Below are 26,183 nucleotides of genomic sequence, written 5' to 3' on the forward strand. Positions count from 1 at the left end.
GGTAGAGTGCCGGACCGCTCAGACGCCGATGCCGCCCGCTCGCAGGTAGAAATAAACGACGAACGCGCCCGCAAGCGCCCAGTGACCCGCTCGCGTCTCGTCTCCTTCACCCGCAGCGAGTTTGACGAGCGGATACGAGACGATACCGGCGGCGATGCCGTAGGCGATGGAGTAAGTAAACGGCATCACCAGAATCGTGAACGCCGCCGGGACCGCGTGGGTGATGTCGTCCCACTCGATATCCACCACGTTTCTGAACATGAGGATGCCCACCACGACCACGGCGATGTGCGAGGCGTACAACGGCACCGCCGCGGCCAGCGGGACGAGTACGAGCGACGCGAGAAACAACAAGCCGACGACCAGCGCGGTGAGGCCGGTTCGGCCACCCTCCTCGACGCCCGCGGCGGACTCGATATACGTCGTCACCGTGGAGGTGCCGAGCATCCCGCCGACGGTGGTGCCGACGGCGTCGGCCATCAGCGCCTCGTCGGCGTCGGGAACGTCACCGTTCTCGTCGAGGTCGCCCGACACCTGCGCGACGCCGGTCAACGCCCCCGCCGTGTTGAAGAAGTCGACGAAGAACAGCATGAACACGACCAGCGCGAACGTCGCGGGGTCGACCGTCGAGAGTCCGGCGACGAACGCGCCCGCCAGCGGCGTGATGTCGTAGGTTACCGGGGGCAGCGCCGCGAGGTCGACGCTGCCCGTCCGAACCGCGTCGACCGCGAGAACGCCCGGGTCGACGACGCCGGTGAACGCCGCGACGGCTCCCGCGACCGTCGTCGTGAGCAGTCCGAGGACGATAGCGCCGCGAACGCCGCGCGCGTACAGCGCGACGGTGAGAAACAGTCCGGCCACCGAGAGCATCGCCACCGGGTCGGCGGCGACGGCACCGAGGGTGACGAGCGTCGACTGGTCGGCGACGACCACCCGCATCTCCTGAAGTCCGATGATGGCGAGAAACAGCCCGATACCGGTCCCGACAGCGAACTTGACGGGTTTCGGGAACACCCCCAGCACGTACTCACGCGCGCCGACCGCCGACATCGCTACGAAGAGTAGGCCTTCGACGACGACGGCGGCCAGCGCCGTCTGCCACGGGACGCCCAGCGCTCCGACGACGGTGAACGCGAAGAACGCGTTGAGGCCCATCCCCGGTGCTTGCGCGAACGGGCGGTTCGCGTACAGGGCCATCACGAGCGTTCCGGTCGCAGCGGCGAGAACCGTCGCCACCGCAATCATCGCCTGTACCTCGGCGACGCCGTAGCCCGGAAGCACGATACCCGGTTTCTCGCCGGGTATGCCGGCGAGTATCGCCGGGTTGACGACGACGATGTAACTCATGGTCAGAAACGTCGTCAGCCCCGCCAGCACTTCGGTCCGTGCGTCGCTTCCGCGTGCGACGACACCGAACCGCGATTCGAGCGCTCGTTCAACGCCCGTCGCCGACGGGTCGACTCGGCGCTGCGATTCGTCTGCTGCGTCCTGTTTTTCCATCGGTTACCCTGCCATCGAAGTGGAAGCGTTCGTATAGACGTTGCTATCGAAGGCAGACGGCTATGCAAGAACGTGTGTTTCGGGCTCAGTCCAGCGTCGTCAGCGCGCCGACGGGTGCGTCGGTGAGTTCGCGCGCTCGGCCGAGTCCTTTGTCGCTGACGCCGATGAGCGCAAACACGCCCGTGACGGTCGTATCGGCCTGTTTGGCGATGTCCAACAGCAGTTCTTGGGTCTCGCCGGAGCGAATCAGGTCGTCGACGACGAGAACGCGCTGACCCGACGAGAGCGCGCTGGCGGGGAGATAGTAGGTGAGTTCGATGCCCGAAGCGAGACGCTGGCGCGACTCGATGAACTCCTCGACGGCGGTCTCTTTCGATTTTTTGGCGTAGGCGAGTCGGGCGTCGAAGTACCGCGCCATCGCCGCACCGAGGGTGATGCCGTCGGTGGCGGCGGTGAGAATCACGTCGGGTCGCTCGAAGCCGAAACTGTTGGCGGCGACGGGTGCGACGAGGTCGAGAAACGACTGGTCGAAGACGACACCGGAGTTGTCGACGTAGCCCTCGTCGTCGAAGCGGACGCGCGCTTCCAGTTCCGACGAGAGCGCGTCGCGGCCGACGCCTTCGACGACTTCGCGGGCGCGTTCGCTCCCGGGGAGGACGTGCCCGTTGACGTAGCGATTGAGGTCACCGGCCGGGAGTCCGGTCACCGACGAGAGTTCGTCGTACGTACGCGTCTCCTTCAACATCCGGAGGACAGCGACCGCCTGCAGTTGGAGGGCGGCCTTCTCGGCTCTGTTCATACTCCGCGTTTCGCCTTTGCACAACAATGAACACTTCGATATACTCGACCGCGGATTTACGCACGGGTGTGGTTGTCAGTCGCCTTGTGAAACGCCGGTTATCGGTCCGCCAACAGGTCTGTCGCGGTCAGAAGCGACTGGAGTTCGATGTCGTGTTCGGCGAGCAGTTCTTCGGCACCTTCCTCGCGGTCGACGACGACGAGCACGCGGTCCACCGTCGCTCCCGCTTCGCGCAGTGCTTTAACCGCATCGACGGCGCTCTGTCCGGTCGTTGCGATGTCTTCGAGCACCAGTACTTCCTCTCCTTCGTCGAGGCGACCTTCGATGCGCTTTGCGGTGCCGTACTCCTTGGCCTTCTTGCGGGCGATGACGTACGGTCGGTCGGTCTCGACGGACGTGACGGCGACCAGCGGCACTGCGCCGAGAGCGACGCCTGCGAGTTTCTCGTCGTCGACACGTTCGGCGAACGCCTCGGCGACGAGTTGGAGACACCGCGGGTCGGTCTCGAACAGGTACTTGTCGACGTAGTAGTCGCTCGTCCCGCCGTGGGAGAGTTCGAACTCGCCGTATCTGACCGCCTCCGAGTCGCGAAGCGCTGCGATGAGTTCCTCTTTCGCCATTGGTCGGTGTGGGTCGGGCGAGCGTGATAAACGGGCCGGTTGGCGGCGGTGAGACATCGGTCTCCGTACCGCGAGTGAGTGAAACGAGCGAGCGGGCCGAGAAGCGAACGGAGGTCGCAAAGCGACCGAAGTGAGCGACGAGTGCTTTTGGCCGAGCTTTTGCCGAGGGGCGGAGAAGCCGCCCCGTAGCGCAAAAGGTCGCTTACCAGGGTTCGTCTTTCAAACCGAGCAGGTAGGCGATGCCGTTCGTCACGAGGTGGAGCACGGGCGTGACGAGAACGACGACGACGAGCCGAACCGGCGTGAAGGTGCGCGAGAACCACGACGGCGACAGCAGTTTCGCCAATCCGAGCGCACCGACGACGAAGTCCAGTTGGTCAACGAGTGGGAACGAAGCACCGCGCTCGCGGCCCGTTCGACGCTTGAGAAACGACGCCGCGATGTCGCCGAGCATCGCGCCCACCGAGAGGCCGACGGCCCCACCGAGGCTGAACTCGGGCAGCGAGACGCCGAGTTTCGTCTCCGCGCGTTCGCGGACGAGATTGAGAACGACGGCGAGAACGACGCCGACGACGCTGCCGACGGCGGTCCCGCGCCACGTCTTGCCGTCGCCGAGTAGTCGACGGCCGCCTAACGTGCGACCGCCGTCTATCGGGTCGCCACCGCCGGAGAGCACGGCGGCGTTGTTCGGTACGTACGCGGGCAGCATCGACCAGACCGCAGAGACGAGTTGCGAGATGACCATACGGCGGCCACTCAGCGACAGCATTTAACCGCTCTCCTGTCAGGTCACGGCCGAACTTCCGAGAGGATAACGCTGATAACAGGGTGGTCGTAACTGAGTTGCATGATTCCGCCCATCGCCGGTCGGTTCGTCGCGGGTGAGACGCCAGCAACGGCGCTCGAACACACCCGGCGGACGAACGCCGACGGCGTAAAGGTCATCCTCAATCTGTTAGGCGAACACTACGACAGCCGAGAACCGGCCGACGCCGACGCCACCGCGTACGTCGACCTCCTCTCGGACCTCGGTCGGACCGACCTCGACGCCTGCGTCTCGGTCAAGCCTTCCCAAATCGGCCTCGACATCGGCGAGGACGTGTTCCGCGAGAACCTCGAACGCATCACCGACGCCGCGGCCGAACACGACGAGTTCGTCTGGGTCGACATGGAGGACCACGACACGACCGACGCGACGTTGTCGGCGTACGAGACGTTCGCGGAGGCGACCGGCGGCAACGTCGGTGTCTGCGTTCAGGCGAACCTTCGGCGGACGCGAACCGACCTCGAACGCCTCGTCGACGTGCCCGGGAAGGTCCGTCTCGTCAAAGGCGCGTACGACGAACCCGAAGACATCGCGTACACGGACAAAGCCGACGTCAACGAATCCTACCGCGAGAATCTGGAGTTCATGTTTCAGGAGTTCGACGGCGGCATCGCCGTCGGCAGCCACGACCCGGCGATGATTCAGTACGCCACCGACCTTCACGACGAGTACGGCACCGACTTCGAACTCCAGATGCTGATGGGCGTCCGTGAGGACGCACAGCGAGAACTCGCCGAAGACGGCTACGAGGTGTGGCAGTACGCGCCCTACGGCGGCAAGTGGTTCTCGTACTTCTACCGGCGAATCCGCGAACGCAAGGAGAACGCGCTGTTCGCCCTCCGCGCCATCGCGGGCGTCTGAGGCTCGGTCGACCCAGTTGGGTCGCTCGTCTCAGCAGAAACGAGCGACTCGGTAGAAGACCTCTTAACCCCGCCGGTCGGAGTGTCGTTTGAGAATGTCTACGTGGAAACGCGACTTTGCGAGCGGTCTCGTGGTCCTCACGCCCCTCCTGGTTATCCTGCTCGTTCTCAACTGGTTCTATCAGCAGATAGCCGACCTCCCGATTATCGAGTACTTGGTCGGGCAGATAGAGTCGGAAGCGGTTGCGGTACTGACGATTCTCATCATCTTTCTCATGCTCGTGTTCTCGGTGGGGTATCTCATGCGGACGACGTTCGGCCGCCTCGTCGAGGACGGTATCGACGCCGCGATGAATCAGGTCCCGCTCATCCGCGTGCTGTACAACGCCTCCAAACTCGCGGTCGAAACCGCGCTTACCGGCACCGAAGAACTCCAAACCCCCGTTCGCATCGAGACGTGGAACGGCCTCCGCATGACCGCGTTCAAAACCGGTAAGCGAACCGACGACGGTCGTGTCGTGCTCTTTCTGCCGACCGCTCCGAACATCACCTCCGGGTTCGTCATCGAAGTCGAAGAAGAGCGAGTCGAAGAGATAGACGAACGCGTCGAAGAAGCCTTGACGCGCATCCTCAGCGCCGGATTCGCCGAGGAGTCGGACCCCGGTATCGACATCGACGTCATCGACGAGATGTCCGTCGACGACATCAAACGGACGAACGACGACTGACGGCCGGTGCGTCCTTTCCCACGACTGTTTCTGCGCGTCGGAGACCCGCTATCACTCGGCGCTGTCGCTGCGACGGTTGAAATACGATGACGGCGCAATCCGCCAGCATGCGTTGAGTAAACGCTGCGTCGAGGCCGAGGCGGGTGCGCGAGACACCTCGATGCAGAGTCGACACGAGAACTACCGTACGTCTCGCCTGTTCGCCCCTGCCCCGTCTCTGATTAGATGTAGTCGAACCACTCCTCGTGGTCGTCGGTGCGACGCTCCACGAGGTCGAAGAAGGCCGACTGCAGTTCTTCGGTGACGGGCCCGCGCGACCCGTCGCCGATTTGGACGTTGTCGACCTGCCGAATCGGGGTCACTTCTGCGGCGCTGCCGGTGAAGAACAGTTCGTCGGCGGTGTGGAGTTCGCCACGACTGATAACGGCGCTGTCGTCGACTTCGTAGCCGCGTTCGCGGGCCAGTTTGATGACCGTGTCGCGGGTGATGCCGTCGAGGATGCTCTGGGAGAGTCCCGGCGTGTAAATGGTCTCGTCGCGGACGAGGAAGATGTTCTCGCCCGGCCCTTCGGCGACGTTGCCCTCCTTGTTGAGGACGATGGCCTCGGCGTAGCCGTTGCGCCGTGCTTCCTCGCCGGCCAGCAGGCTGTTGACGTACAGCCCAGTCGTCTTCGCGTTCGTCGGAATCTGGCTGGAGGCGTGCTTGCGCCACGAAGAGACCATCACTTCGATGCCGTTCTCCAGCGCGTCTTCACCGAGGTACGCGCCCCACGGCCACGCAGCGATAGCCACGTCGGTCGGGCAGTCGCCGGGACTGACGCCCAGCGAGTCGTAGCCGTAGTACGCAATCGGCCGGATGTAACAGCTCTCGAGGTTCTGGCGACGGAGGAGTTCGAGCGTCGCCTCGGTCAGTTCGGACGGCTCGTACGGAATCTCCATGTCGTACGGTTTCGTGGAGTCGTAGAACCGCTGGAGGTGTTCGTCCCACCGGAAGATAGCCGGTCCGTTCTCGGTGTCGTAGCAGCGAACGCCCTCGAAGATACCCGTCCCGTAGTGGAGGCCGTGCGACAGCACGTGAATGTTCGCGTCGTCCCAGTCGAGGAACTCGCCGTTCATCCAGATGGTGTCGACGTCCATCTCGTCGAAGCCCATGACGGGTCCATTCGCGGGTGACTGTATAAAACACCCCGTATTCTTCACGGTCTGTCCTCCTCTCTTCGACCTCTCGCCGGGAGAGGGTCTATGTCACCGGAACCCGCAGTTCGACGCATGTCTCTCGAAACCGTCGCTGTCACCGGTGGCAACGGACAGGTCGGCCGAGCGGTCCTCACACATCTGTGCGACCACGGCTATCGGACCGTGAATATCAGTCGTGGCTCGCGGCGCGAGTCCGTCGCCGACGGCTACCGCCGAACCGACCTCCTCGACGCCGGTGAGGTGTACGGGTCGCTCGCAGCCAGCGACGCCGACGCCGTCGTTCACCTCGGGATGGTCCCACGACCCGACTCCGGTCCGGGTCACGTCACCTTCGAGAGCAACGTAATGAGTAGCTACCACGTGCTCGAAGCCTGCCAGCACCTCGGAGTCGGCCGCGTCGCCGTCGCGTCGAGCATGAGCGCTCTCGGCGCGGGTTTCGACCCGGACCCGGTTCGACTCGACTACCTCCCGGTCGACGAGTCACACCCAGTCGACCCGCGGGACCCGTACGCACTCGGTAAGCGAGTGCTCGAGCAGACGGCCGAAGGCATCGCCCGCCGAAACGACGGGCCGCAGACGGTGAGCGCCCTCCGATTCCCCATCGCCATGGACGACGAGCAGATGCGAGAGACGCTCGTCGACGCCGACCGCTCGCTCGACACGCTCCGCGAGGCGTCCTTCTTTCACTCGGCGCGCAACACCCTGTTCGCGTACGTCTACCTCGACGACCTCGCAGACGCGTTTCGTCGCTGTCTCGAAGCCGACTTCGAGGGCTACGAGACGTTCTGGGTGGCCGCCGCGGAGACGACGGTGGACTGCCCGACGACTCAGTTAGCCGCGGAACTGTATCCGGACGCCGAGGTGCAAGGGGAACTATCGGGCTACGAGAGCCTCGTCGATACGTCGAAGGCGAGACGGATGCTTGGGTGGGAGCCGACGCGTCGCTGGCGCGGGGAGTGACGACCGGAGAAACAACAACGCTCGGTTACGCCAGTTCGTCGACCAACTGTTGGCCTTCGAGGTAGACGAAGCCGCGGCGGTCGGCGTACGCGCGGGCGTCAGCGGGCGAGAGTGCTCTGCCGCTCTCGTCGTCGAGCATCTCACAGACGACCACCGCAGCGGGGAGGTCCGCTTCGGCAGCGAGTGCGAGTCCGAGTTCGGTGTGGCCGCGTCGGTCCGCGAGCAACTCGGGCGCACCCCGGAGCAGGTTGACGTGGCCGGGCGAGCGGAACTCGGCGGCGAACTCGTCGGAGCCGTATTCGACGGCCTCTGCGTCGACTGCCGTCGCCGCTTCGGCGAGTTTCGTAATCGTGAGCGCGCGGTCCTCGTCGGTGATGCCCGTGAATGTGTCGCGGTGGTTCACCGGCAGCGAGAACGACGACCGACTGTCGTATCTGAGGTCGTGGTCGCCGGCGCTCGGGTGGTCGAGGGCGTCGTCGAGAAACGGCAGGCCGACGGCGTCGGCAACGGCATCCGAGAGCGCCGCACAGACCAGTCCGCCGGCGTCGTTTCGCAGGTGTGAGACGGCCGTCGGCGTCACCGCGCCCGCGGGGTAGACGATGTCGGTCTCTCCCTCTCGGTCGTCGAAGTCGTGGATGAGCACCGGTTCGCCGCGTCGGAACGCGTCGACTGCGGTTCGAACGCCACCGTCCGTGCTCGTCGTCGCGTCGTCGCTCGCGCGTTGGGTCATCAGACGTCCTCCACGTAGACTGTGACCGTCGTTCCGTCTTCTAATCCGAGGACGTCGCGGAGTTTCTCGGGGGCGATAATCTCCAGTTGGCGCTCGTCGTGGTGGGTTCGCTCGGGAACGATGATGTGGGCCGTCTCGTACGTCGACCCCTCGTGTTCGACCGTCGCTGCGTAACAGGCGGCAGGGCCGAACGTCCGTTCGTCGTCCTCCCAGCCGTCGATGGGGACGGCGTCGAGGTTCGCCATCCCGGCGCGGGTGCGGACCGACTCGTCGGTGAGTTCGACGTTGAGCGTCCCCGCGAACGGTTCGTAGCCGAGGCGCTCTTCGAACTGCGCCATGTACCCCGACAGCGAGATGTAGTGGCGACCTTCGCCCATCCCGCCGGTGACGGTTCCTTCGAGGGTGAGTTCGGTGTCGTCTTCGAAGATGCGGCGATAGTCGGCGTACTCGCCGCGGAGTGCGGCCTCGCCGTCGTCGGTTATCGACACCCACTGTCCGTCGCTGACGATGTCGCGTTCGACGAGTCCGGCCTCGTCGAGCCGTTGGAGGCGGCGTGACGCCGTCTGGTTGGACGCGTCGAGTCGCTCGGCGAGTCCGGCACAGGAGACTTTGACGGGGCCGGCTAATCCGCCATCGAGAGCGACGTGCTTCAACGCGGCCACTTCGTCGTGGCCGACGGCGACTACCGTTTCTGGCATACGTCTCACTCCGGTCGCCGCCCGCATAAGTATGACGAATCTGAGATGCGTCTCAGATGTGTTATGCGGGGTCTACTGTCGAAAAGTACTGCCTACCGAACGTAATGACCTTCTCACATCTAAGTTCATCGGTCGCGGTGATACGTTACCAGCTACCGTGTGACAGCTTCGTCCATTGGTTCGGAAATACATTTATCCGACCCTCGAAAACCAACGGGCATGTTCAGACAGTTTCGCACGCAGGTCGAGTCGGCGCTGACCGACGCGCTGTCGTCGCTCGACGCGCCGACCGACGACCTCGGCGTCGAGGAACCGCCCGAAGACGTCGACGCCGTACTCGCCTCCAGCGTCGCGTTTCGCCTCGCCGGCGAGTTCGGCGCGGCGCCGCCGCAGGTCGCCGCCCAACTCGTCGACGAACTCGACCTCGACGAACACGAGTATATCGACGAAGCGACGACACAGGGTCCGTACGTCAACTTCACCGCGACCGACGCCTACCTCGCGGACACGCTCGACGCCGCAGCGACCGACGAGGAGTTCGGTCGCCTCCCCGACACCGGAAAGTCGGTGGTCGTCGAACACACCAGCGCCAACCCGACTGGGCCGGTCCACGTCGGCCGCGCGCGCAACCCGATTCTCGGTGACGCCGTCGCGCGCGTACTCGACTACGCGGGCAACGACGTCGAACGCCACTACTACGTCAACGACGCGGGTCGGCAGGTCGCGGTGTTCACCTGGGCGTACGAGACGTTCGACGAGTCGGAACTCCCCGAACCCGACCGCGACCGCGCCGACTACGACCTCGTTCGCTACTACCGGAAAGGCAACCAGTTCTTGGAGGAAGCCGACGCCGCCGACGTCGAGGAGGCGGAAGCCGAAATCGAGGCCATCATGCAGGGCTTGGAGGAGGGGAACGAGGAAACCTACGAACGCGTCGAAGTCGTCGTCGACCAAGTGCTCGGAGGAATGCGCCAGTCGCTGGCGCGTCTGCCCGCGGTGTTCGACGAGTTCGTCAAGGAGTCGCGGTTCATGCGCAACGGCGACGCCGACGACGTGGTCAAACGGTTAAAAGAGTCCGAACACGCCGTCTACGAGGAGGACGCGTGGCAACTCGACCTCACCGACTGGGACATCGAGAAGAAGATGGTGTTCCTGCGCTCGGACGGGACGACGCTGTACACGACGCGTGACCTCGCCCACCACGAGTGGAAGTTCGCAAACTACGACGAAGCGGTCACCGTCCTCGGCGAGGACCACAAACTGCAGGCCGAACAGTTGAACGCGGCGCTCGAACTGCTCGGCAACGACACCAGTCAACTCCGCCACGCCATCTACTCGTACGTCAACCTCCCCGAGGGGAAGATGAGCACTCGCGCGGGCACGGGCGTCGACCTCGACGACCTGCTCGACGAATCCGTCGCCCGCGCCCGCGAGGAGGTCGAATCCCGCCTCGACTCGCGCATCCGTGACGACGACCTCACCGAAGAGGACATCGAACGCATCGCCCGCCAAGTCGGTATCGGGGCGGTCCGCTACGACATCGTCTCGAAACAGCCGACGAAGGCCATCACGTTCGAGTGGGACCGCGCGCTCGACTTCGAGGCGCAGTCCGCGCCGTACGTCCAGTACATCCACGCGCGCTGCTGCGGCATTCTCGCCGAAGCGGGCGTCGACATCGCTGAAGGCGGCTCGCTCGACGTCGGTACTATCGACGCCGACCTGCTCGACACGCCGGAAGAGCGCGCGCTCGTTCGGACGCTCGCTCGGTTCCCGGCGGTCATCGAGGAAGCTGCAGACGACCTCGAACCGCACGTCGTCGCCACGTACACCCGCGAACTCGCGGAGACGTTCAACGCGTTCTACCGCGAGTGTCCGGTGCTCACCGCCGAGGGCGAACACAGAGCGGCACGTCTGGCGCTCGTCGCCGGCGCTCGCCACGCGGTCGCCAACGCCCTCGACGCGCTCGGAGTGGAAGCACCGACGTCGATGTGAGGTCGTCCTCGGGAGTGGTTAGAAGAGGAACGGGAGTGCGAAGCCCGCGATGAGACTTCCGCCGACGGAAGTGACTGCTATCGCGCCTGCACCGAGTGTGAGAGCGAGAAACAACACGACCCACCAGAAGGGGACGGGTTCGTCTTCGGCCATACCGTTGCTGTGACGGGTCGCCTAAAAGAACTTCCCGTTTTCACCGCAGCAGTCGACCGAGAAAGCCCGTGTTCTTGCCGTCGCCCGATTCGGATTCCGCCTCACCGGTCTCCTCGTCGCCTCGCTCGCTGTTCTGACCGTCCGTCGAATCGACCGACTCGCCGGACTGCGCGGGGTCGTTCGGGCCGGGGGACTCGCTGGACTCGGCGGCCGTCCCGGATTCGTAGTTCTCGCTGGACGACCCTGATTCGACGCCGAGGCCAGCGGTTTCGGCCTCCGCGACGAGTGCGGTGTCGTACACGCCGCCGTCTTCGTCGTCTCGGTCGACTTCGCTCTCTTCGCCTTCGGCCTCGGTTTCCGAGACGTCGGTCGCCTCGTCGGCGTTCTCGGCTTCGGCGATTGCGTCGGCGACCGGTTCCGCGTTTTCGACGTCCAGTTCCGTCTCGTCACCGTCCGATATCTCGTCCTCATCGTCGATTGCTTCGGTTTCGCCGTCCTCGAACGCCACAGGTCCGTCGGCGTCGATACCGAGTTTCGCCTCCGCACTGGCGATGGAGAGCGCTCCCGTCGCGGCGTCGGCATCGTCCACGTCGTCCGACGGCGTCGGGTCAGTCGCGTCGCTCTCGTCGGCCTCGATTGCTTCGCTGAGTTCGTCACTCTCGTCACTCTCGTCGCTCTCGTTGGCCGTGTCGACCGCCGACTCGCCATCGACAGTCTCGTCGGCGGCGCTATGGTCGTACGATTCGACGGCTTCGGCGAGTGCTCCGTACGCAGTCGCGGCGGGGCTGTCGGGTGCGTGCGCGGCCACCGGTGTCGACGCCGCAACCGCTTCGGTGACGGCGTCGTCGGCGGGGATGGCTTCGACGACTGTCGCGTCGAGACGCGCTGCGACCTCCTCGGCGTTGGGGTTCTCGGGGTCCACGCGCGTGAGGACGACACCGGCGACGGTGCCCCCGAGACGCTCTGTCACTTCGCGGGTCTTGTCGGTGTCGCCGAGTGCGTCGCGTTCGGTGTTGCAGACGAGAAAGACGGCGTCGGCCAGTCCGAGGGGGAGAACGGCGTCGTGGCTCAGACCGCTGCCGGTGTCGACGAGCACGAAGTCGTAGGAGTCGAGTTCGGAGAGAACGGCGTGCAGTTCGGTCGGTTCCGCGGCGGCGAAAGCATCTAAACTGTCGTCGCCGGGAAGCACGTCGACGCCGGCGTCGGCGGTGTAGGTCGCATCGGCGACGGACGCACGCCCGGCGAGCACGTCGTGAACCGTCGCATCAGTATCAGTGACACCCAGTGCGGCGGCGAGATTCGGCATCGCGAGGTCGGCGTCGACGACGGCGACGTCGTGGCCCGCCGCCGACAACGCCGCACTCAGACTCGCCGTCGTCGTCGTCTTCCCGACGCCACCTTTCGCGCTGGCGACTGCGTATATCCAAGCCATGGTTGAGTTGTTCACATCCTCCCGTGACGGGGATATAAATGTAGCCCCCGGAGTCGAAGTCGGCCTGTAGTCGGACCGTAGTCGGCGCACAGTCGGTTCGCGTCCGGTCCACGTCGGCCCGCGGTTGGGCCGTCTCCGGCCGTGAGACGCCCTCGCAGTCGGCGACCCGCCAGTCAAAGCATACTTACCGCCCGACTGGACTAGTAGTGGTAATGAGTGCTGACGCCGAGGGGCCGAGCGACGACCGCCGGAAGTACGAGTTCCGGAAGGTCATAGAGGAGTTGTCGGAGTACGAAGGCTCCGGAACCCAGCTCGTCACCATCTACATCCCTCCCGACAAGCAGATTTCCGACGTGGTCGCTCACGTCACACAGGAGCACAGCGAGGCGGCCAACATCAAGTCCAAGCAGACACGGACGAACGTCCAAGACGCACTCACGAGCATCAAGGACCGTCTGCGCTACTTCGACACGTTCCCGCCGGACAACGGTATCGTCATCTTCTCGGGCGCTATCAACTCCGGCGGCGGCCAGACGACGATGGTCACGAAGACTCTGGAGAGTCCGCCCGAACCGGTCCAGTCGTTCCGCTACCACTGCGATTCGGCCTTCCTGACCGAACCACTGGAGCAGATGCTCTCGGACAAGGGGCTGTTCGGCCTCGTCGTTCTCGACCGCCGCGAGGCGAACGTCGGCTGGCTGAAAGGCAAACGCGTCGAACCGGTCAAATCCGCCTCCTCGCTCGTGCCGGGCAAGCAGCGTAAAGGTGGTCAGTCCGCCCAGCGTTTCGCTCGTCTCCGCTTGGAAGCCATCGACAACTTCTATCAGGAGGTCGCCGAGATGGCCAACGACCTGTTCGTCGCCAAGCGCCACGACATCGACGGCGTCCTCGTCGGCGGTCCGTCGCCGACGAAAGACGAGTTCCTCGACGGCGACTACCTCCACCACGAACTGCAGGACAAAGTCGTCGGCAAGTTCGACGTCTCCTACACCGACGAGTCGGGTCTGTACGACCTCGTCGACGCCGCTCAGGAAGTGCTGGCCGACCAAGAGGTGATGAAGGACAAAGCCCAGATGGAGGAGTTCTTCGAGAGCCTCCACGACGGCAACCTCGCCACCTACGGCTTCGAGGCGACCCGCAAGAACCTGATGATGGGCTCTGTCGACCGTCTTCTCATCAGCGAAGACCTCCGCAAAGACGTGGTCGTCTTCGACTGCGACGGCCAAGAGGAGTACGAGGTCATCGACGCTCGTCACTCCACGCCGACGCACGAGTGCGTCGACGGCGGCGAAGCCGAGATGGTCGAACGCGAGGACGTCATCGAGCATCTGATGGGAATCGCCGACCAGCGCGGCACCGAGACGAAGTTCATCAGCACCGACTTCGAGAAAGGCGAACAACTGTACGACGCCTTCGGCGGCATCGCGGGCATCCTTCGGTACTCTACCGGCGTCTAAGCCCTAAGCCGGCTTTCGGGAGATATCTCTCCCGGCCTCTCTGACTCCGTTCTCCGACTTCTGGAACCCCCCAAATCTCCGCGAACACCGCCTCGCCCGGACTCCGCTTCGTCTCTTTGCCCGACCAGCGCGTCCGTCGCCGTCGACGGAGTAACTCCTGAGCCGTACGGTTCGCTCGCCGACAATAATTGTTAACACGTGTCAGTGAAAACTCCACTCGGAGTGTTCGAGACGCAGTCAGGTCGGCGAGGCGGCGTCTGGTAGAATCGGGCGCTTCAACCGGAGGAGAGCGATGAAAATAGCGAAAGAAGAGATACCGACGAAGATAGACAGTCCGAACGCCGTTGCCCAGCACGGGCGTGGATTCGGTGAAGCGACCGGGTACGAAGCCATCGCCGCAGAACGGTTCACGATATCGGAAGGCACCGACATCTCTGGACTTCTCGAAGGGTTGGAAGACGACCTCTGTCAGTCACCACACTGGGGCTACGTGGTGGACGGGGCGCTCACCGTCACGTACGCCGACGGGAGCGAGGAAGCCGACGAGGGCGGCGACATGTTCTACTGGCCACCGGGTCACACTCTGCGGGCCGACGAGGACACCGAGTTCGTGCTGTTCAGTCCACAGCACGAACACGGCGAGGTACTCGACCACGTTCTGAACAAGATGGAGGAGAGCGCCTGAGCGCGACTCTCCTTCTCTCCGCATTTTTCCTCCGACACGGTCGACCTCCCGAACGCTCGACGATTCGACGCAGCAAAACGGTTCGACGCCGACTTTCGACGTTACTCGAACCGGACGCCCAAATCGTGCAGTCCGTCGTTGTTCATCGCCACGTTCACGAGAAGCGGCGTCACGCTCTCGACTTCCGCCGCGTTGGCGATGCCGCCGGCGTCGAGTGCCCGGAGGCCCTCGATTCCCTCGGTGAGCATCCGAACTGTCTCCTTTGCGTCCGGGTCGTCGCCGACGAGCAGCACGTCGATGTCGAGTTCCGCGTCCAAGTCGGCCAGTCGCCCGGCCGCGAGGTTGTGGAACGCGCCGATAACCGGCACGTCGTCGGGCGCGCTGTCGGCGACCAACTGTGTCACGCTGCCGGCGCTCGGGGGATGGTAGTGAAAGCCGTCGTCGTCGCGCTTCATCCCTGTCGCGGGGCTAACGAGTACGTCCGCGTCGTCGAGTTTCGACGCCACGGAGTCGATAGTGTCGGCGACGTGGTACGGCGGGACCGCGAGTACGACGATGTCCGCTCTGTCCGCGGCCATCGCGTTGTCGAAGCCGTTTATCTTCACGTCGACGCCGCGACTGTCGAGTTCCGTCTCGTACTCCTCGGCTTTCTGTCTGGCGCGGTCGGGGTCCCGAGAACCGATGAGTACCTCGTGGGGCGTGTCGTACGCCCACCGGAGCGCCAGTCCCTCGCCGATGTCGCCGGTGCCGCCGAGTAACGCGATTCGCATGGTGGATGTGAGGCGGGCCGTCCCCTAAACGTTGCGCGAGCGGAGAGAACTGTCGGCAGTTGTCGTCCGATTTCACCGACCGTAACTGGCACCGAGATTTATCCGTCCAGCGTCGAATCACGTCGCATGAACGGTCCCTCCTCGTACGACGTACTCCTCCGACCGACGCCCGATGCCCGGTTCCGACCCGGCCGACTGTTCCTCGGCGACGAAGCGTTTCTGCTGGCCCCCTCCCGTCACGGTCGCCTCGCGCGATTCGCCTACGGTGCCGTCGCCGGTCTGTTCAGTAACCTCCCCGAGTCGTTGGGACTGTACGACCCCCACGCGGTGTCCCGAGCGGAGGCGACACACGACCCGGAGACGCGCCGTATTCGGTACGCGAACCTCGACGCACTCGCGCCCTTCGTCCGCCCCACCGGCTTCTCGCTGGCGCTTCGAGTGACCGACAGTGACAGCGAGATACACCTTCGGTTCCGCTCGAACGACGAGCGCACCGAAGCAGTCGAACTCGCGCGGGCACTCCGTCGTCGCGCCCGTTCCGCGGGCGTCGATGTGAGCGTCTTCGACCCCGGCGGACGGACGCGGGTGCTGTCGCTCGATGCCGAGACCGACGGGTAGCATCTGCCCAACGCTCAAAAATCGCCGAACAATTGGCGAACGCTCAGAACGCCTGCGGACCCACCGCGAAACCGCACTCACTCGCCGTCGGTCGATTCTTCCGACTCCGTTTCCGGCGACCAGACGCCGAGGCGTTCGAACCCGCCGCGGTAGGCCAACCAGAACGCGAGCGCCGGAATCGTCGCCAACACGGCGGCGAACACCATCAGTCGCGCCGTCGGGTCCGGCGGCACCACGAACGGGATTGCGACGAGCATCACGGCGTCCAACGCCAACATGGTGAGCAGGAACGCCCAGAAGCGCCGTCGGGCCATTAGGGTTCTAACAGCGCGGGGAGGTCGTTCACGCTGTCGACGACGGCCGCTGCGCCCGCCGATTCGTACTTTTGTCGGCCTTCTTCGCCGGTGAGGCCACCGGTCAGCACGCCCACGCCGTGGTACGTTCGGCTCGGGTCGGATTCGGCGGCGTTCACCGCCGTTCGGACGTCGTCGAGGGTGTCGCCGACGAACGTCACCGTCTCCGCCTCGAACCGCTCGGCGAGCGTCATCAGCGCCTTCGGGTGCGGTTTGCCCTCCTCCCAGTCGTCCATCGTGAAGCGGTGGTCGCCGTCGAGGTGGAGGCCGACTCTGTCGAGTGCGACGTCGGCTTCGGCGCTCGGTCGGCCGGTGACGACGCCGACGTCGAACCGCGAAGTGAGCGCCGAAATCGTCTCCTCGGTGAGAATGACCGGTTCGTCGTTGATGTACCCCTCCGTCTCGAACGGCGGGTCCCCGCCCTCGAACTCGCGGTAGCGGTCGCTGCCGAGGTAGAGCGCCTGAAACACCTCGTGGAGGCGTTCGGTGTCCCACTTGTCGCGGACTCTCGCCTGCGAGATGCTCGGCATGTCGGCGACGACCGACTGGGCGGCGTCGAGGCCGCCACCGCGTTCGGCGATGTGTGCCGCGAACTCCTCCGGCGGCATCTTCAGCCCTTCTCTCCGGGCGAGTACGTACAGTGCAACGGCGTACGTCAACTCCCAGTCGTTGTTGAACCCGCCGGCGTCTTTGAACGCTTGAAGCGTCTCCACCGGGACGGTCCGTCCGTACACCCGGTCGACGGACTCGACGACGGCGCGGCGGTAGGAGTCGGCGACGTCGACGAGCACTCCATCTACGTCGAGAACGACCGCGTCGGTCTGCATACCAACCGTGCGAACCGGAGACAGGAAATGCGTTCCGGATAACCCCCGAACTCGCCGGCTTCCAACCCCGAGTCGAGAACCCCCGTGTTAGGCTCTCTCGTGTCGGCCACTCTGCATCCGTGAGTTCGCTACCGTCGCTTCGGTTTCGACGAGGGTCCACTGCGCACGTCGGCGTCGGCGACGTACAGCGTCTCGCCGTCCAGTTGTTCGCGTCGAACCGGGACGGTGGGTTCGTCGAAGCCGAGCGTCGTAAACAGACAGTCCGCGGAGACGGCGCGGGCCACCGCCCGAAACGGACGGTGCAGTTCCGGCGGCAGGTTCAGCGCGTACAGCGCGTCGACGCGGTAGTGGTCGCCGGGTGTCGACTCGCTGGCGGTCACGATATCGTCGCGGACGAACCGGACGCCGTCGGGAACCGGAAACTCGCGGACGTCCGTCGCGGTGACGGCGCACCCGGCGTCCGCCAACGCTCGTGCGACGTCGGGGCGACGGCCGACGCCGACCTCACAGAGCGAGTCGTACGTCGACAGTCTGGAGACGAGTGCCGATTCTCTCCGATTGTTCACGTCGGGAAGTTTATGACAGGTCCCAACTTAACCGCTTGCATGCTTGTCGACATCGTGCCTATCGGGGACGTGCCGGCGCAGGTCAAACGAGAGGCCTCCGCCGCGCTGCGGTCGGTTTACAGTTGCGACGTGACGGTTCACGACGAGCAGGGCATCCCCGAAGGCGCGTACGACCGCAATCGAAATCAGTACCGGGCAGAGCAGTTCATCGAACTGGCGAGCCGTGTGGGCAACGGCGAGAAAAACATCGGCGTCACCCCGATGGACCTCTACTACCGACGCCGAAACTACGTCTTCGGCTTGGCGTATCTCAACGGCAACGGGTCGGTCATCTCCACGTACCGCCTCCAGACCTCTTCGGACGGTGGCATCTCGACGAAACCCGCCACCGAAGTGTTCGCCGACCGCGTTCGAAAGGAGGTCGTCCACGAAATCGGTCACACGTTCGGACTCGAACACTGCGACAACTCCAAATGCGTCATGAGTTTCTCTCCGACCGTGCGCGAAGTCGACGTCAAAGAAGAGAACCTCTGCGGCACCTGTAGTCGAACGTTCGGCTGATATCGCGGCCAATGTCGGAGCCAGTCGGTGTTCGCGTCGACTCCGCATCGCTCCCTCATATCGGCGTGTACGTTCCGGTCAGTGTCGTCTCTTCGAGTCTATGACCGTCCATCGCCGCCTCGATTTCCCGCTTCGTCGCCCCGGCGAAAAGCGACAGCGACGTGTCGAGTGCGTAGAGTCGGAAGCGGTAGCGATGGGTACGGTCGGGTGGGCTCGGACCGCCGTATCCCACCTCACCGAAACTGTTCTTCCCTTCGATTGCGTCGTTTCGCCCCGGTGACCACGCCTCGGGAATCGCCAGCGGTTCTGCTTCGATGTTCCAGACGAGCCAGTGGTCCCACACTTTTCCCGCCGGTTCCTCGGCGTCGGGGTCGTCGACGACGAGGACGAGCGATTTTGCCTCCTTGGGGACGCCCTCGACGTGCAATGGGGGATTGACGTTCTCGTGTTCGTAGCCGTAGCGGTCCGGTATCGACTCGCCGTCGTCGAACGCCGGACTCGTGAGTCGAAGCGGCATGGGCGGGAGTTCGACACGCTCGGACAATACCCTTGTCACATCTTCACAATCTCGGACGAGTCTGGCGCAAAACGTACCCACTACGGGTTCTCGATGCGCTCTTCGGGTGGGACGAACGACCCCACCGAGACGGTGTAGAGCGTGAGTGTCGCCACCCGGAGCAGATACGACATCAACAGTGCGATAGGCGCGAAGACGACGGCGGCGACGACGCTGGACAGCCAACGGAGCGTCTCCGCTGTGAGCGTCGGCGACATCGACGAGGGACTCTTGTACACCTGCGTGAAGCAGTAGACGACGACGAGCGCACCGAGACCGAGATAGATGAGTCGCCGCGAAAGCTGTGCGAGGTCCTGCTGGATGGCGAGCGTTTTGAAGAACTGCCGGACGGTAGCCACGCCTTTCAGCAGTTCGAGAACGTGGTCGAACTGCTCGTTTGCGTCCTCCGACAGTCTGTCGTCGTGACGTCGTTTCAGTTTGCGCGTCCTGTCGAGGTGGTCGGCGTACTCGCTGCCGAGACAGATGAGAAGCACCCTGACGGTGCTCTGTGAGTTTCGGGCCTCCGTGAGATGGTCGCCGTAGTCGACCAGTTCCGACGTGTACTCCTCGACTTCTGCGGCCAGCGACTCGTCCTCCTCGCGGAGTCGTTCCTGAAGCGACCCCGCTTCCCGCTGGAGCGCGTCGCCGAGAAACGCCAGAAACGGCCCCGGTTCGTTCGGGCTGTTCGGCTCGCCGACGACGTCTTCGACGGTGCGCCGAAAGTCGAGATTCCCCTCCAAGCGGTCCGAGAGCCCCGACGGCGACCCGAACACCCGCGAGAGGATGAGTTGGTTGATGGAGAGTACGACCGTCACGAGCGTCAACAGTCCCGAGAACACCCCACTACCCATCAGCGTCGCCAGATAACTGCCACTGGCGACGTGGAGAACTCCCACTTCGGTGAGGACTCTGACGACGACGAACACGCCGAGAACGACGACCAGCGTGATGACGCGTCGACTCCCCGTCAGATACAGCCATTTCTCTACGACGTTCAGCGAATCGTCTTCCTCGTTCGCTTGGTCTTCGTCGCTCATCGACGTCTCATCTCGGGTTCGAAATGCGACGACGATTCCGATAAACCGTCTGGCGAAGAACTATGTCGTCTCAGTCGCGGCGTGCGAACTCGTCAACCGTCAAAAACGACCGACAGCGTTAGGGTGCGTAGTAGTACTCGCCCTGTTTCTTCTGCTCGCGGTCCAACTGGCTGCCGGGCTTGTTGATGCGCGGACGGCCGGTTCGCTCGTCGCGGCGGAACGTGATTTCGAGGTCCGAGAGGAAGTCGTTCATCCCGGCGCGCATCTCTTGGGGCATCGACGCGTGACCGTGCTCGGCGGGTTCGCCGTCGAACACCATCAGGCGGTCAGCCAACAGGTCAATCATGTAGATGTCGTGGTCGATGACCAGCACCGTCGCGTCGTGGTTCTCCGCGTAGCGACGGATAGCCGTCGTCGCCTGCACCCGCTGTTCGACGTCGAGGTGCGCCGAGGGTTCGTCGAGCACGTAGAGGTCGGCGTCTTTCGACAGACAGGCCGCGATAGCGACACGCTGGCGCTCACCGCCGGAGAGGTCGGTGAGGTTCTGCTCCATGATGCGGTTGAGTTGCAGCGGTTGCGCGACTTCGGTGTTCCAGTACGACGACCCGAAGTCGTCGGTGATAGACGAGAGGAAGACGTCGACGCGCATCGGCTGGTCGATTTCGATGTACTGCGGCTTGTAGGCGATGTCGAGCAGGAAGTCCAGTTCCCCCTCGTCGGGTTCGAGCTGTCCGGCGAACATCTTCGCCAGCGTCGACTTCCCGATACCGTTGGGACCGACGACGCCCAGCACCTCGCCGTGGTGGATGGTGCCGCCCTCGACGTCGAGTGAGAACTCGCCGTCGCCGTAGGATTTGCTCAGGTCGGGATACTCGACGAGCGGCGCGCTCTTTGCCGTCTCGCGCGGCGCGTGTTGCTCGAAGGTGATAGCGCTCGGTCGGATGCGCATGTTCTCGTTCGTGAGGTAGCCCTTCAGATACTCGTTGATGCCGTTTCGCACCGACTTCGGCGGCGTGACCACACCGAACGCGCTCGGCTCACCGTAGGCGATGTGGAGCGTGTCGGTCAGCAAGTCGAGAATCGCCAAGTCGTGTTCGACGACGAGCATCGAGCGGTCCTCGTCGTCTTCGGCGAGTTCCTGAATCAGGCGCGCGGCTTTCACGCGCTGGCCGATGTCGAGATACGGCGTGATTTCGTCGAGGAAGTAGAAGTCGGCGTCGCGGGCGAGCGTCGCCGCCAGCGCGACGCGCTGGAGTTCGCCGCCCGAGATGGAGTCGATGGCTTGGTCCATCACCGGGGCGATGGAGAGTTCGTCGACGAGGTAGTCGAGTTGCCCGCGTTCGTCGGTGTGTTCGAGCAGTTCGCGGGTCTTGCCGTCGAACTGCTTCGGAATCTGGTCGACGTACTGCGGCTTGCGGGCGACTTCGATGTCGCCGTCCATCAGCCGCTCGATGTAGTTCTGCAGTTCCGTTCCTCGATACCGGTCCAGCACCGTCTCCCAGTCGGGGTCTGCGCCGTAGTCGCCGAGGTTCGGCGTAATCTCTTCGGCCAGAATCCGCACCGCGGTGGATTTCCCGATACCGTTGGGGCCGAGGATACCCGTCACCTTCCCGGGTTCGGGCACCGGAAGCCCGTAGAGTCCGAAGGCGTTCTCACCGTAGCGGTGAGTCGGGTCTTCGGTGAGTTCCTGCGGCAGGTTGATAATCTCGATAGCGTCGAACGGACACTTCTCGACGCAGATGCCGCAGGTTTCGCCGAGACATATCTCCTCGGAGATGCGAATCTGGTCGGGGTCGCCCTCTTCGGTGTCCTCGCCGCGGGTGGTGATGCACTCTTTGCCCGTCCGGTTCGGCGGGCAGTAGTTCGCACACTCGTAGTTACAGCGGTCGGGTTGACACCGGTCGAGGTCGACCACGGCGATACTGTCGTCGGCCATTAGAACGATACACCCGTGCTCAGGAAGACGGTGTAGCTGATGAACCAGAGCGCGAACGTCATGAATACGACGTAGAGGTAGTCCTTCGCGCCGAACCCGTCCATGTCGACGCCGACGAGGCGCAACAGGGGGAACTGCACGAGGACGAACGCCCCGAACACGGCAAGCGAGAGCCTGTTCGCGGCGTCGTCGATGGTCGTCCCCACCACGATGCCGGAGGTGACGGCCGCCCCGATACCTGCGAGACATGAGAGCGTCGTGACGGTCACCCCCCGCATGTGACTGGAGAGACCGGTCGCTGTTTCGGTCGCCATACCCGAAGGTGTGATATGCGGCGTCAAAAGCCGTTCGCTCTCGGTGTGTGCGTGCAATCTGTGATTGTCCGCTTTCGCGGTAGAATAGAGACGGCGAACCAATGCTCGAAACTGATGTTTGGCGGACACGAACTCGTCGACCGCTGGTCGCTCTCGGAGTCGCTCCCGTATCGTGACCCTGTGTCAGACCGCTCTCGCGTCGGTGCTGTCGAGAGTGCAGCGCATGACGGAGTTTGTGAGTGTCAGGTTCTGGAAGGCGTCTCCGTCCCCTAGTTGCACCGAGTTGACGCGTACCATTCCATGAACCTTTATGCTCATGCACCGTTTCGATTCGTAACGATGGCTGGAACAGAACAGGAGAGTCTCGACGACCTCCCCCCAAGCGCAAAACTCGTTTTCAAAGTACTCGAATACAACGGCCCTCTGACTCAGAAAGGCATCGTCCAGGAGTCGATGCTCTCTGCTCGGACCGTTCGCTATGCACTCGAACGCCTCGAAGGCATCGGCGTCGTCGACGAGGACGTTTACTTCGCCGACGCACGACAGAATCTCTACCAACTCACCGAGAAACCGAAAGCCGCCGTCGACGGCGGCTCTGAAGCCTGTACCGCAGAGCAGTAATCGACGACCCGGGCTGAACGTCGATTTCGCAGACTCTTCGCTTTTTACTGTCTCAGAAGGCTTCCGAGCGATACGGCTCCGAGTCGGGAAGTCGCTCAGAAGTCCGATAGTGAGAGTCGTCGTGGTCGTTTCGAGAGTGCGACGCCCCCATGCGAGCGCCAGCGAGCAGCATGTTGTCGTGCCCGCTACGCGGGTACGACAGGTAGTTCGCCGAACGAAGTGAGGCGAACGTCGTCGTACCGGTTATGCCGGTACGACGGTACTTCTGCGAGCGTCAGCGAGCAGCAGTTTGTCGTGCCCGCTACGCGGGAACGACGGTGATTTGCTGCTTGCGGTCGATGGCGTCCTCCAACTCGTCGGCGATGGCGCTGCCCCGCGACACTTGGATGTCGCCGCCGCGGCCCACCGTCGCGGTGAACAGGTACTCGCCGCCGGCGCGGACTTCGACCGTCTCGCCGACGTGGCCGTCCATCCGGACGACGATGTGTCGGGAGGTTATCTCGGGTGTCACGATTTCGCCTTCGGGAGCGTTGATGCCGCCGCTTGCACCGCCTGCACCGCCCGCGCCGCCGCTACCGTTTTCCGCTGACCCCGACGACCCCATCTTCGGGTTCTCCTCGTGGGTCCGAACGTCGATGTCGATGCCGAGGCGCTCCTCGATGTCGGTGATACGACCCCCGCCTTTCCCGATGACGTAGGAGATGTCGTTCTCTTCGACGTACACCGCGGCGCGGTCTTGGCCTTTCAGTTCGACGTCGACGTGGCCGCGAGCGATGGAGCGAATCTCGCGCTCTATCTCCTGTTTAGCGATGCGGCTGACACCGGACTCGTTTCCACGGCCGTCGTCGCCGCCCAGTGGGACGGTGACGACCTGCCGGTTGAACGTGTAAATCTCGAACTCGGGACGTCCGGTCTCGAAGTTGCGGACCTGTATGACCGGACGCGCGAGGTCGTCGGCGGTCAGGCCTTCGGGCACCTTCACCTCGGTCGTCACGTCGTACACCGTGTGAACCTCACCGGCTTCGATGTAGACGACGGTGTCGACGACCTGTGGAATCATACCGAGTTCGACCCGGCCGATGAGTCGCTGGAGCGCGTCGATAGCGCGGGTCGCGTGGACGACCCCGACCATGCCGACGCCCGCCAGTCGCATGTCGGAGAACACCGAGAAGTCGTTCGTCTTGCGGACCTCGTCGTAGATGGTGTAGTCGGGCCGGACGAGCAACAGCGAGTCGGCGGTCTTCTCCATCTGTCCGCCGAGCGCCGTGTACTGCGTGATTTCGGGGCCGACCTGCAGGTCACGCGGTTTCTCCATCGTCTTGACCGCGTAGTCGTTGTCGTTGAGGAACTCCGCGACGGCCTGTGCGAACGTCGATTTACCCGCACCGGGCGACCCGGAGATGAGCACGCCGCGCTGACGTTCGAGCAATCTGTCTTTGAGTTCGTCGACGAACTCGTAATCTTCGAGGCTCGTCTTGGCGATGGGTCGCACGGCCGTGATTTCGATGCCGTCAGAGAAGGGTGGGCGAGCGACGGCGATGCGGTAGTTGCGGAACTGGACGATTTTCATCCCCGGTTCCGACAGTTCGATGAAACCTTGGTTGCTGGAGCGGGCGCTCTGTTCGATGTCGTCGGCCCACTCTTTCATCTGCACCTCGTCGGAGACTTCGTCGGAGATGATTTCGTAGTGCATCTCCGAGAGCGCGCCGCGTTTGGCTTTGGGTTTCGTCCCCGCTTTCAGGTGGACGCTCATCGTCTCGTCGTCGAAGAACTCCTCGATGGCGAGGCTCTCGCCGCCGCGGATGCGCGGTTCGACGTACTCGACGTCGATGCCTTTCGCGCGGCCGACTTCCGCCTGCACCACGTCGCTGGTCAGAAGCGTCGCCTCGTGGTCGTCGGCGATGTCGCGGATGAGCGCGTCGATGTCGCCTTCGTGGGCGGCGTCCTGTTCGCCGACGGACGGGCGACGACCGACGAACTCGACGTTTATCGTCCGGTCGTCGACGTACTCGGCGAGTTTCTGCAACTCTTCGAGTCCCTCCCAGCCGCTGTCGTAGCCGGCGTTGGCCTGTGACTCCAGTTCGCCGACCACCGCCTCGGGGACGAGCACGGTCACGCCGTCGTACGCCCCGCTCTCTACTCGTTCGGACACGCGGCCGTCGATAACCGCGCTCGTGTCCGGGACGATGTTCATACCCCCATTCCGTCCGGGAGCGTCATAAGAGTGTTTAAGCGGTGGGTGTGAACGCCGCACGCGGGTGTCGATAGCACTCCGCAACTGCGTCCTCTGGGTCGCTGTCGCCACCGTTCTCTGGTTACGAATGTCGCCGTGGGCTTCGGGTTTCGCTGTACAAGCCTCAGTTTGTTGACGCTGCTCGTCGCCCACACCGTGTGTTCTATCACGAACCGGAACTCCAGTTCGAGGTCGAAGTCGAAGAACCGGACCCGTACTTCGCGAAGATGCTCCAGCAGGCCATCGGCGGCGCGGAAGGCGAGATGCGCGTCGCGCTGCAGTACATGTTTCAGGCCTTCGCCGTCCCCGCGGAGAAACAGGAGTACCGGACGCTGCTGATGGAGACGGCCGTCGAGGAACTCGGCCACATCGAGATGCTCGCCACCGCCGTGGCGAAAAACCTCCAAGGCGCGCCCGAGCACATGCGGGAGGAAGCCCGCGAGAACGACGCCGTCATCGACGCGATGATGAGCGGCGGCCAGCCCCGACAAGCGCTCTCGGCGGGGCTGCACGCTATGCCCGTCGACAGCAACGGCGTTCCCTTCACCGGCGGCTACATCGTCGCCTCCGGAAACCTCGCCGCCGACATGTACGCCAACGTGATGGCCGAGTCGACGGGTCGGTTGCTGGCGAGTCGACTGTACGAGATGACCGACGACCCGGGGATGAAAGATATGCTGTCGTATCTGGTTGCCCGCGACACGATGCACCAGAATCAGTGGCACGCGGCGCTCGAAACGATGGAGGACCACGTGCCGGTGCCGGCAAGTTTCGACCAGTCGAAGGAGAATCAGGACGTGAACTACGAGTTCATGTCCACGTTCCGCGAGCAGCGCGAGAACCCCGACCAGCGCTGGACGCAGGGGCAGTCGCCCGACGGGAAAGGCGAGTTCTCCTACAGTCCGGAGCAACCCGGCGGCGGGATGCCGGATTTGGAGGAGGTCATCGACGAGATGTACAACAGTCCGAGCGACGAGTAATCCCAAAGCACTCTCGGCGTTTTATCTTCAGTATCTTGATGATGTGTTGATTTGCAGACGTAGTCGATGGCCCCCTCGAAGAAAACGGCTACAGACTCGGAATCGTGTTGCTCGGATACGGAATCTCTCGGCAACTACTCCAGTTGGGCGGCCACCGCGGTCACCTCGTCGTCAT

General features: G+C 63.9%; 28 protein-coding genes. 10 read left to right on the forward strand and 18 right to left on the reverse strand.

Annotated elements, in window-relative coordinates; all coding sequences use genetic code 11:
- Window positions 1-18: 18 nt before the first annotated feature.
- The 4 genes from AUR64_RS03540 to AUR64_RS03555 form a co-directional block, all read right to left on the reverse strand.
- Window positions 19-1,500: an NCS2 family permease gene (locus tag AUR64_RS03540; protein ID WP_058580570.1), complete on the reverse strand. Its 1,482-nt coding sequence runs from the start codon at window positions 1,498-1,500 to the stop codon at window positions 19-21.
- An 85-nt stretch (window positions 1,501-1,585) separates the two neighbouring features.
- Window positions 1,586-2,299 (reverse strand): phosphoribosyltransferase family protein, encoded by a 714-nt coding sequence (locus AUR64_RS03545; RefSeq protein ID WP_058580571.1) that lies wholly within the window; start codon window positions 2,297-2,299, stop codon window positions 1,586-1,588.
- A gap of 98 nt (window positions 2,300-2,397) precedes the next feature.
- A complete protein-coding gene (pyrE, locus tag AUR64_RS03550; protein ID WP_058580572.1) occupies window positions 2,398-2,919 on the reverse strand; it encodes an orotate phosphoribosyltransferase in 522 nt (173 codons plus the stop codon).
- Between the two features lie 202 nt (window positions 2,920-3,121).
- Window positions 3,122-3,664 carry a CDP-2,3-bis-(O-geranylgeranyl)-sn-glycerol synthase gene (locus tag AUR64_RS03555; protein WP_058580573.1) on the reverse strand — a complete coding sequence of 181 codons (543 nt, stop codon included), beginning with the start codon at window positions 3,662-3,664 and terminating at the stop codon, window positions 3,122-3,124.
- A gap of 102 nt (window positions 3,665-3,766) precedes the next feature.
- Here AUR64_RS03555 and AUR64_RS03560 point away from each other — a divergent pair, with 102 nt between their 5' ends.
- On the forward strand, window positions 3,767-4,606 hold the full coding sequence (locus AUR64_RS03560) for a proline dehydrogenase family protein (protein ID WP_058580574.1): 840 nt from the start codon (window positions 3,767-3,769) through the stop codon (window positions 4,604-4,606).
- A gap of 94 nt (window positions 4,607-4,700) precedes the next feature.
- Window positions 4,701-5,333: a DUF502 domain-containing protein gene (locus AUR64_RS03565; protein WP_058580575.1), complete on the forward strand. Its 633-nt coding sequence runs from the start codon at window positions 4,701-4,703 to the stop codon at window positions 5,331-5,333.
- Window positions 5,334-5,554: 221 nt separating this feature from the next.
- Here AUR64_RS03565 and AUR64_RS03570 read toward each other — a convergent pair whose 3' ends face one another.
- Complete coding sequence (locus AUR64_RS03570) at window positions 5,555-6,484, reverse strand: branched-chain amino acid transaminase (protein WP_058580576.1); 930 nt, start codon at window positions 6,482-6,484, stop codon at window positions 5,555-5,557.
- Between the two features lie 117 nt (window positions 6,485-6,601).
- On the opposite strand from AUR64_RS03570, the gene AUR64_RS03575 reads away from it, so the two are divergent.
- Window positions 6,602-7,489 (forward strand): NAD-dependent epimerase/dehydratase family protein, encoded by an 888-nt coding sequence (locus tag AUR64_RS03575; protein WP_058580577.1) that lies wholly within the window; start codon window positions 6,602-6,604, stop codon window positions 7,487-7,489.
- A gap of 25 nt (window positions 7,490-7,514) precedes the next feature.
- Here the strand turns inward: AUR64_RS03575 and ribB are convergent, their stop codons facing one another.
- Window positions 7,515-8,219: a 3,4-dihydroxy-2-butanone-4-phosphate synthase gene (gene ribB / locus AUR64_RS03580; protein WP_058580578.1), complete on the reverse strand. Its 705-nt coding sequence runs from the start codon at window positions 8,217-8,219 to the stop codon at window positions 7,515-7,517.
- Window positions 8,219-8,917: a DUF120 domain-containing protein gene (locus AUR64_RS03585; protein ID WP_058580579.1), complete on the reverse strand. Its 699-nt coding sequence runs from the start codon at window positions 8,915-8,917 to the stop codon at window positions 8,219-8,221. Before AUR64_RS03585 ends, ribB begins: the two co-directional genes overlap by 1 nt.
- A gap of 219 nt (window positions 8,918-9,136) precedes the next feature.
- Between AUR64_RS03585 and argS the strand changes: the two genes are divergently transcribed.
- On the forward strand, window positions 9,137-10,909 hold the full coding sequence (gene argS / locus AUR64_RS03590; protein WP_058580580.1) for an arginine--tRNA ligase: 1,773 nt from the start codon (window positions 9,137-9,139) through the stop codon (window positions 10,907-10,909).
- Between the two features lie 18 nt (window positions 10,910-10,927).
- On the opposite strand, the gene AUR64_RS21215 is transcribed toward argS, so the two are convergent.
- Both AUR64_RS21215 and AUR64_RS03595 read right to left on the reverse strand, forming a co-directional pair.
- Complete coding sequence (locus tag AUR64_RS21215; protein ID WP_276203529.1) at window positions 10,928-11,062, reverse strand: hypothetical protein; 135 nt, start codon at window positions 11,060-11,062, stop codon at window positions 10,928-10,930.
- A gap of 40 nt (window positions 11,063-11,102) precedes the next feature.
- A complete protein-coding gene (locus AUR64_RS03595; protein WP_058580581.1) occupies window positions 11,103-12,494 on the reverse strand; it encodes a MinD/ParA family ATP-binding protein in 1,392 nt (463 codons plus the stop codon).
- Window positions 12,495-12,706: 212 nt separating this feature from the next.
- Here AUR64_RS03595 and prf1 point away from each other — a divergent pair, with 212 nt between their 5' ends.
- Together prf1 and AUR64_RS03605 are read left to right on the forward strand one after the other, a co-directional pair.
- Complete coding sequence (gene prf1, locus AUR64_RS03600) at window positions 12,707-13,951, forward strand: peptide chain release factor aRF-1 (protein WP_058580582.1); 1,245 nt, start codon at window positions 12,707-12,709, stop codon at window positions 13,949-13,951.
- Between the two features lie 292 nt (window positions 13,952-14,243).
- Window positions 14,244-14,636, forward strand: coding sequence for a hypothetical protein (locus tag AUR64_RS03605; protein ID WP_058580583.1), 393 nt, complete (start codon window positions 14,244-14,246; stop codon window positions 14,634-14,636).
- 101 nt (window positions 14,637-14,737) lie between these two features.
- On the opposite strand, the gene npdG is transcribed toward AUR64_RS03605, so the two are convergent.
- Window positions 14,738-15,406 (reverse strand): NADPH-dependent F420 reductase, encoded by a 669-nt coding sequence (npdG, locus tag AUR64_RS03610; RefSeq protein WP_058580584.1) that lies wholly within the window; start codon window positions 15,404-15,406, stop codon window positions 14,738-14,740.
- Window positions 15,407-15,532: 126 nt separating this feature from the next.
- On the opposite strand from npdG, the gene AUR64_RS03615 reads away from it, so the two are divergent.
- Window positions 15,533-16,024, forward strand: coding sequence for a hypothetical protein (locus AUR64_RS03615; RefSeq protein ID WP_058580585.1), 492 nt, complete (start codon window positions 15,533-15,535; stop codon window positions 16,022-16,024).
- A gap of 77 nt (window positions 16,025-16,101) precedes the next feature.
- Here the strand turns inward: AUR64_RS03615 and AUR64_RS03620 are convergent, their stop codons facing one another.
- The 3 genes from AUR64_RS03620 to AUR64_RS03630 form a co-directional block, all read right to left on the reverse strand.
- Window positions 16,102-16,338 (reverse strand): DUF7534 family protein, encoded by a 237-nt coding sequence (locus tag AUR64_RS03620; protein ID WP_058580586.1) that lies wholly within the window; start codon window positions 16,336-16,338, stop codon window positions 16,102-16,104.
- Window positions 16,338-17,204: a TIGR01548 family HAD-type hydrolase gene (locus tag AUR64_RS03625; protein WP_058580587.1), complete on the reverse strand. Its 867-nt coding sequence runs from the start codon at window positions 17,202-17,204 to the stop codon at window positions 16,338-16,340. Before AUR64_RS03625 ends, AUR64_RS03620 begins: the two co-directional genes overlap by 1 nt.
- Before the next feature lie 128 nt (window positions 17,205-17,332).
- Window positions 17,333-17,770, reverse strand: a complete 438-nt coding sequence (locus AUR64_RS03630) for a UPF0146 family protein (protein WP_058580588.1) — start codon at window positions 17,768-17,770, stop codon at window positions 17,333-17,335.
- Between the two features lie 39 nt (window positions 17,771-17,809).
- Between AUR64_RS03630 and AUR64_RS03635 the strand changes: the two genes are divergently transcribed.
- Window positions 17,810-18,331 carry an archaemetzincin family Zn-dependent metalloprotease gene (locus AUR64_RS03635; protein WP_058580589.1) on the forward strand — a complete coding sequence of 174 codons (522 nt, stop codon included), beginning with the start codon at window positions 17,810-17,812 and terminating at the stop codon, window positions 18,329-18,331.
- A 55-nt stretch (window positions 18,332-18,386) separates the two neighbouring features.
- Here the strand turns inward: AUR64_RS03635 and AUR64_RS03640 are convergent, their stop codons facing one another.
- The 4 genes from AUR64_RS03640 to AUR64_RS03655 form a co-directional block, all read right to left on the reverse strand.
- Entirely contained in the window at window positions 18,387-18,848 is a 462-nt protein-coding gene (locus tag AUR64_RS03640; RefSeq protein ID WP_058580590.1) for a YbhB/YbcL family Raf kinase inhibitor-like protein, read from the reverse strand.
- Between the two features lie 80 nt (window positions 18,849-18,928).
- A complete protein-coding gene (locus AUR64_RS03645; RefSeq protein WP_058580591.1) occupies window positions 18,929-19,924 on the reverse strand; it encodes a hypothetical protein in 996 nt (331 codons plus the stop codon).
- Window positions 19,925-20,042: 118 nt separating this feature from the next.
- Entirely contained in the window at window positions 20,043-21,860 is a 1,818-nt protein-coding gene (locus AUR64_RS03650) for a ribosome biogenesis/translation initiation ATPase RLI (protein ID WP_058580592.1), read from the reverse strand.
- Window positions 21,860-22,174 carry an EMC6-like membrane protein gene (locus AUR64_RS03655; protein ID WP_058580593.1) on the reverse strand — a complete coding sequence of 105 codons (315 nt, stop codon included), beginning with the start codon at window positions 22,172-22,174 and terminating at the stop codon, window positions 21,860-21,862. Before AUR64_RS03655 ends, AUR64_RS03650 begins: the two co-directional genes overlap by 1 nt.
- Before the next feature lie 339 nt (window positions 22,175-22,513).
- On the opposite strand from AUR64_RS03655, the gene AUR64_RS03660 reads away from it, so the two are divergent.
- Window positions 22,514-22,795, forward strand: a complete 282-nt coding sequence (locus AUR64_RS03660) for a MarR family transcriptional regulator (RefSeq protein WP_058580594.1) — start codon at window positions 22,514-22,516, stop codon at window positions 22,793-22,795.
- Window positions 22,796-23,096: 301 nt separating this feature from the next.
- On the opposite strand, the gene AUR64_RS03665 is transcribed toward AUR64_RS03660, so the two are convergent.
- Complete coding sequence (locus tag AUR64_RS03665) at window positions 23,097-24,989, reverse strand: PINc/VapC family ATPase (RefSeq protein ID WP_058580595.1); 1,893 nt, start codon at window positions 24,987-24,989, stop codon at window positions 23,097-23,099.
- A 197-nt stretch (window positions 24,990-25,186) separates the two neighbouring features.
- On the opposite strand from AUR64_RS03665, the gene AUR64_RS03670 reads away from it, so the two are divergent.
- Window positions 25,187-26,008, forward strand: a complete 822-nt coding sequence (locus tag AUR64_RS03670) for a manganese catalase family protein (protein ID WP_058580596.1) — start codon at window positions 25,187-25,189, stop codon at window positions 26,006-26,008.
- Window positions 26,009-26,183 lie beyond the last annotated feature (175 nt).

The sequence above is a fragment of the Haloprofundus marisrubri genome (assembly GCF_001469955.1).
Classification (GTDB): domain Archaea; phylum Halobacteriota; class Halobacteria; order Halobacteriales; family Haloferacaceae; genus Haloprofundus; species Haloprofundus marisrubri.

Excerpts from the sequence above, each read along its gene's own strand:
- ribB (WP_058580578.1), bottom strand. The coding sequence starts at position 8,219 with ATGACCCAACGCGCGAGCGACGACGCGACGACGAGCACGGACGGTGGC.
- prf1 (WP_058580582.1), top strand. The coding sequence starts at position 12,707 with ATGAGTGCTGACGCCGAGGGGCCGAGCGACGACCGCCGGAAGTACGAG.
- AUR64_RS03650 (WP_058580592.1), bottom strand. The coding sequence starts at position 21,860 with ATGGCCGACGACAGTATCGCCGTGGTCGACCTCGACCGGTGTCAACCC.
- AUR64_RS03635 (WP_058580589.1), top strand. The coding sequence starts at position 17,810 with ATGCTTGTCGACATCGTGCCTATCGGGGACGTGCCGGCGCAGGTCAAA.
- AUR64_RS03615 (WP_058580585.1), top strand. The coding sequence starts at position 15,533 with ATGAACGGTCCCTCCTCGTACGACGTACTCCTCCGACCGACGCCCGAT.
- pyrE (WP_058580572.1), bottom strand. The coding sequence starts at position 2,919 with ATGGCGAAAGAGGAACTCATCGCAGCGCTTCGCGACTCGGAGGCGGTC.
- AUR64_RS03605 (WP_058580583.1), top strand. The coding sequence starts at position 14,244 with ATGAAAATAGCGAAAGAAGAGATACCGACGAAGATAGACAGTCCGAAC.
- AUR64_RS03645 (WP_058580591.1), bottom strand. The coding sequence starts at position 19,924 with ATGAGCGACGAAGACCAAGCGAACGAGGAAGACGATTCGCTGAACGTC.
- AUR64_RS03585 (WP_058580579.1), bottom strand. The coding sequence starts at position 8,917 with ATGCCAGAAACGGTAGTCGCCGTCGGCCACGACGAAGTGGCCGCGTTG.
- AUR64_RS03625 (WP_058580587.1), bottom strand. The coding sequence starts at position 17,204 with ATGCAGACCGACGCGGTCGTTCTCGACGTAGATGGAGTGCTCGTCGAC.
- argS (WP_058580580.1), top strand. The coding sequence starts at position 9,137 with ATGTTCAGACAGTTTCGCACGCAGGTCGAGTCGGCGCTGACCGACGCG.
- AUR64_RS03575 (WP_058580577.1), top strand. The coding sequence starts at position 6,602 with ATGTCTCTCGAAACCGTCGCTGTCACCGGTGGCAACGGACAGGTCGGC.
- AUR64_RS03655 (WP_058580593.1), bottom strand. The coding sequence starts at position 22,174 with ATGGCGACCGAAACAGCGACCGGTCTCTCCAGTCACATGCGGGGGGTG.
- AUR64_RS03560 (WP_058580574.1), top strand. The coding sequence starts at position 3,767 with ATGATTCCGCCCATCGCCGGTCGGTTCGTCGCGGGTGAGACGCCAGCA.
- AUR64_RS03620 (WP_058580586.1), bottom strand. The coding sequence starts at position 16,338 with ATGGCCCGACGGCGCTTCTGGGCGTTCCTGCTCACCATGTTGGCGTTG.
- AUR64_RS03640 (WP_058580590.1), bottom strand. The coding sequence starts at position 18,848 with ATGCCGCTTCGACTCACGAGTCCGGCGTTCGACGACGGCGAGTCGATA.
- AUR64_RS03665 (WP_058580595.1), bottom strand. The coding sequence starts at position 24,989 with ATGAACATCGTCCCGGACACGAGCGCGGTTATCGACGGCCGCGTGTCC.
- AUR64_RS03570 (WP_058580576.1), bottom strand. The coding sequence starts at position 6,484 with ATGGGCTTCGACGAGATGGACGTCGACACCATCTGGATGAACGGCGAG.
- AUR64_RS03565 (WP_058580575.1), top strand. The coding sequence starts at position 4,701 with ATGTCTACGTGGAAACGCGACTTTGCGAGCGGTCTCGTGGTCCTCACG.
- AUR64_RS21215 (WP_276203529.1), bottom strand. The coding sequence starts at position 11,062 with ATGGCCGAAGACGAACCCGTCCCCTTCTGGTGGGTCGTGTTGTTTCTC.
- npdG (WP_058580584.1), bottom strand. The coding sequence starts at position 15,406 with ATGCGAATCGCGTTACTCGGCGGCACCGGCGACATCGGCGAGGGACTG.
- AUR64_RS03555 (WP_058580573.1), bottom strand. The coding sequence starts at position 3,664 with ATGGTCATCTCGCAACTCGTCTCTGCGGTCTGGTCGATGCTGCCCGCG.
- AUR64_RS03540 (WP_058580570.1), bottom strand. The coding sequence starts at position 1,500 with ATGGAAAAACAGGACGCAGCAGACGAATCGCAGCGCCGAGTCGACCCG.
- AUR64_RS03595 (WP_058580581.1), bottom strand. The coding sequence starts at position 12,494 with ATGGCTTGGATATACGCAGTCGCCAGCGCGAAAGGTGGCGTCGGGAAG.
- AUR64_RS03545 (WP_058580571.1), bottom strand. The coding sequence starts at position 2,299 with ATGAACAGAGCCGAGAAGGCCGCCCTCCAACTGCAGGCGGTCGCTGTC.
- AUR64_RS03660 (WP_058580594.1), top strand. The coding sequence starts at position 22,514 with ATGGCTGGAACAGAACAGGAGAGTCTCGACGACCTCCCCCCAAGCGCA.